The following is a 2892-nucleotide window of genomic DNA, read 5'->3' as shown; positions in this document are numbered from 1 at the left end:
CGCCCAAGGAGCTACGCGCCATCCACCCCCTCGGCAAGTCGCCCATCCTCCAGGATGGCGAGGTGACGCTGGCCGAGTCGGGCGCCATCGTCGAATACCTCCTCGAGCGCTACGGACGGGGCCGCCTGAAGCCTGCCGTCGGCAGCTCCGACTGGCTGCGCTTCATCTACTTCCTGCACTACGCAGAGGGTTCGGCGATGCCGCCCTTGCTGCTCAAGCTGGTCTTCGTCCGCATGGAGACGGCGCCGGTGCCGTTCTTTGCCAAGCCGGTCGCCCGGATGCTCGCCAAGGGCGCGCAGAAGGCCTTCGTCGACCCCCAGCTCAAGCTGCACCTGGACTACCTCGAGAGCGAAATCGGCAAGTCCGAGTGGTTCGCGGGCAATGAGTTCACAGCGGCCGATATTCAGATGAGCTTCCCCTTGGAGGCCGCGGCCAGCCGGGGCGGTCTCGACGCATCGCGGCCGAAGCTGCACGCCTTCCTTGAGCGCATCCACGCGCGCCCGGCCTACCAGGCGGCGCTCACCAAGGGCGGCAAGTACGATTTCGCGTGATAACGACGAGCCTGAATCCCTGTTCAATCGGGCACTTGCCTGTTTACACGACCCTCACGACCCGGGCCGCAAAGTCGGTTCCCGTCAGCAACGCTTGAGAGGGAGCCATCCAATGAGCAGAAATCGTGAGTTCGCGCAGCAGGTCGAAAGCGCCGTCAACGGCGTCTCCGGCCGCGTTCGCCACTACGCGGATGAGGCGACCGGCGCAGGCAGCGACCTGCTCGAGCGCACCCGTCGCGTCACCAACAAGTTCGCCAAGCGCAACAGCGGCAGCAGCCAGAAGGTTCGCTACCTGGCCGAAGATCTCGCCGATGAAGCGACGTATCAGTACCGTCGTCTGCGTAAGCAGGTGCGTCGTAATCCGGGCGTCACCATCGGTATCGCCGCCGCGGCTATCGGGACGTTTCTCCTGATTCGTCATGCGTTGCGCAGCGACGACTGAGCGCTAAGCATCGTTGAGAAGTAGAGGCCGGGAGCGATCCCGGCCTTTCTTTTGCTTGTTGAATGGCATGGCTTGCAGCTTGCCGAATTGCGGTAGGCGCACTTACAACGCATTGCCTATGTGCGCGAGCACCTGACGCGAATAGATTGAAGCGACGGCGTGTATGGCACGTCGCATTGCAGGGAGTGCAAACCATGAGCTACATCAATTCTTCGCGCGAGGCATTGCCGCCACCGACCCTTCCGAACGGCGAACTCGCAGCCAACGCCAGAAGCGCCACTTTCACGGTAGGCCCGTGGTCTGGGTTCCACGAGGGCGACACAGTGCAGATCCTTGGCGGGTTCGGCAACGAGGTCTTGGGCACTGCGGTAGTCACTGCGCGCAAAGCCCTCCTCGGTGGCTCGACGAAGGTCAACTCCGTGGACGTGCCTGTGCCTGCCGAGAAGCTTCGCGGCCTGGGCACCGGGCCTCGCTATGTCAAGGCGCGGTGGGTTCAGAACGGCGGGGGCTTCGGAGACAAGGTCTCGGCAGAGACGACCGTCCAGATCCGGGGCTGACGGATCCTGCCTACGTCGTTCACATCGCCTGCCTCTGATCGGCCAAGCGCTTCGCGGCAACGATTGATCGGCTGGGGCTGAATTGAGGCAAGGCCAGGAGCGATCCCGGCCTGCCTTACTGGAGCCGAAGCCTGGCCTTACCGACTACGGCTTGAGTATTTACGTCTATTCAGACATGAGGACTTCTTCGACCTCGGGATTCTGCTCCGCGAAGGACTGAGCAGAGACGGCGTCAACCACGTGCGCAGCAACATAAGCGCAGCCGTCGGCGACCGTCTTCCCTCCAAGTGCTACCGCGAGATCGAGCATTGTCCGACGAACCGTGGCTTCGAGTTCCGGTTGCTTACCATCGGCTACCGCGGCCATCTTCTCCGTCGAGATGCCGGACGCGCTCATAATCCTGTTCGCCTGAGCCAGTTCCGTCCTGTGCTTAAACTGAAAAGCACGCACGTATGCCGTCAGATCGATACCTTCAGCCCGACAGACATCCCCCGCGGTGCTGCCGTTGACGGTGTAAAAGCCTATGAAATGCGATGCCGCGTATTTCTTGGTGTCGGCCTTCGATAGTCCCTTCATGTCGGTCGCCGCAGTGCCCGGCAGATCTGCCGCGGCCGACAGTAAAGGTGTTGATTGAGCGACTGCGCAAAATAGGGCGAGCGCCGGAAACAGGAGTGTCGTTGTGATGCGCCTATCTGACATGGTTACTTTCCTTGATCCTGTAAATACACACTGTCGAACTGTGGGAGCCGATTCATCGGCGATGCCCTTGCAGAACGTCACATCACCGGCCCTTGCTGCGCCATCTGCGCACTCCGCTCCTGACTCTGCTGCGCGATCTGATCCATCTGCTGATCGAATTGTTGAATCTGCCTGATCGACTGCTCGGACTCTGGCGGGGGAGTGCTCATGTCGACCACGGCGGGCGTCGCCGTCAAACCATGCGAGCCGATGGTCAACGTCATGCTGTCGTAGTCCATATGCAGACCGCTGAGGTTGCCAGCGTTGATCCGGTGCCGGTGGCACGCAGCGGTGAACTGCATCAGGCGCTCTTCGGCTGCATCCGGGAGACAACTCTGCAATTTATTGTAGAGCGCGTGATCGGCGCTGTTCGGATTGCGTGGGTCGCTGCGGGAGGGCTGAGCCAACATTGCCGGCACGGATGCCCGCGACACGGTGTCTTGCATCGGTGACTCGTACGCGGCCATGGCGGGCGAAGGCGTCGCGATCTGGGATACACGAGCCTCGGTGTGCATCCTGACCTGACCCGGCTGCTGCAACTCTGCAATAAAAGCTTGCCCCTGAATCCTGTTGCAAGTCGCGTCGTCGGCCTGCCCCGTTACCG

At 61.8% G+C, this 2892-nt stretch carries 5 protein-coding genes; 3 read left to right on the top strand and 2 right to left on the bottom strand.

Annotated elements, in window-relative coordinates:
• The 3 genes from AC1DT2_RS19735 to AC1DT2_RS19725 form a co-directional block, all read left to right on the top strand.
• Positions 1 to 551: glutathione binding-like protein (locus AC1DT2_RS19735; protein ID WP_477298180.1), on the top strand; the 551-nt coding region annotated here is incomplete at its 5' end.
• A 112-nt stretch (positions 552 to 663) separates the two neighbouring features.
• Positions 664 to 993, top strand: a complete 330-nt coding sequence (locus AC1DT2_RS19730; RefSeq protein ID WP_477298178.1) for a hypothetical protein — start codon at positions 664 to 666, stop codon at positions 991 to 993.
• A gap of 194 nt (positions 994 to 1187) precedes the next feature.
• Positions 1188 to 1550: a hypothetical protein gene (locus tag AC1DT2_RS19725; RefSeq protein WP_477298176.1), complete on the top strand. Its 363-nt coding sequence runs from the start codon at positions 1188 to 1190 to the stop codon at positions 1548 to 1550.
• Positions 1551 to 1715: 165 nt separating this feature from the next.
• On the opposite strand, the gene AC1DT2_RS19720 is transcribed toward AC1DT2_RS19725, so the two are convergent.
• Positions 1716 to 2249 (bottom strand): hypothetical protein, encoded by a 534-nt coding sequence (locus tag AC1DT2_RS19720; protein WP_477298174.1) that lies wholly within the window; start codon positions 2247 to 2249, stop codon positions 1716 to 1718.
• Positions 2250 to 2326: 77 nt separating this feature from the next.
• On the bottom strand, positions 2327 to 2892 hold a 566-nt coding region (locus AC1DT2_RS19715), incomplete at its 5' end, for a hypothetical protein (protein ID WP_477298172.1).

This window comes from Luteibacter sp. P4_E6 (assembly GCF_056401535.1).
The sequence above is the reverse complement of the archived record's forward strand: the minus strand, read 5'-3'. Positions and strand labels throughout refer to the sequence as shown.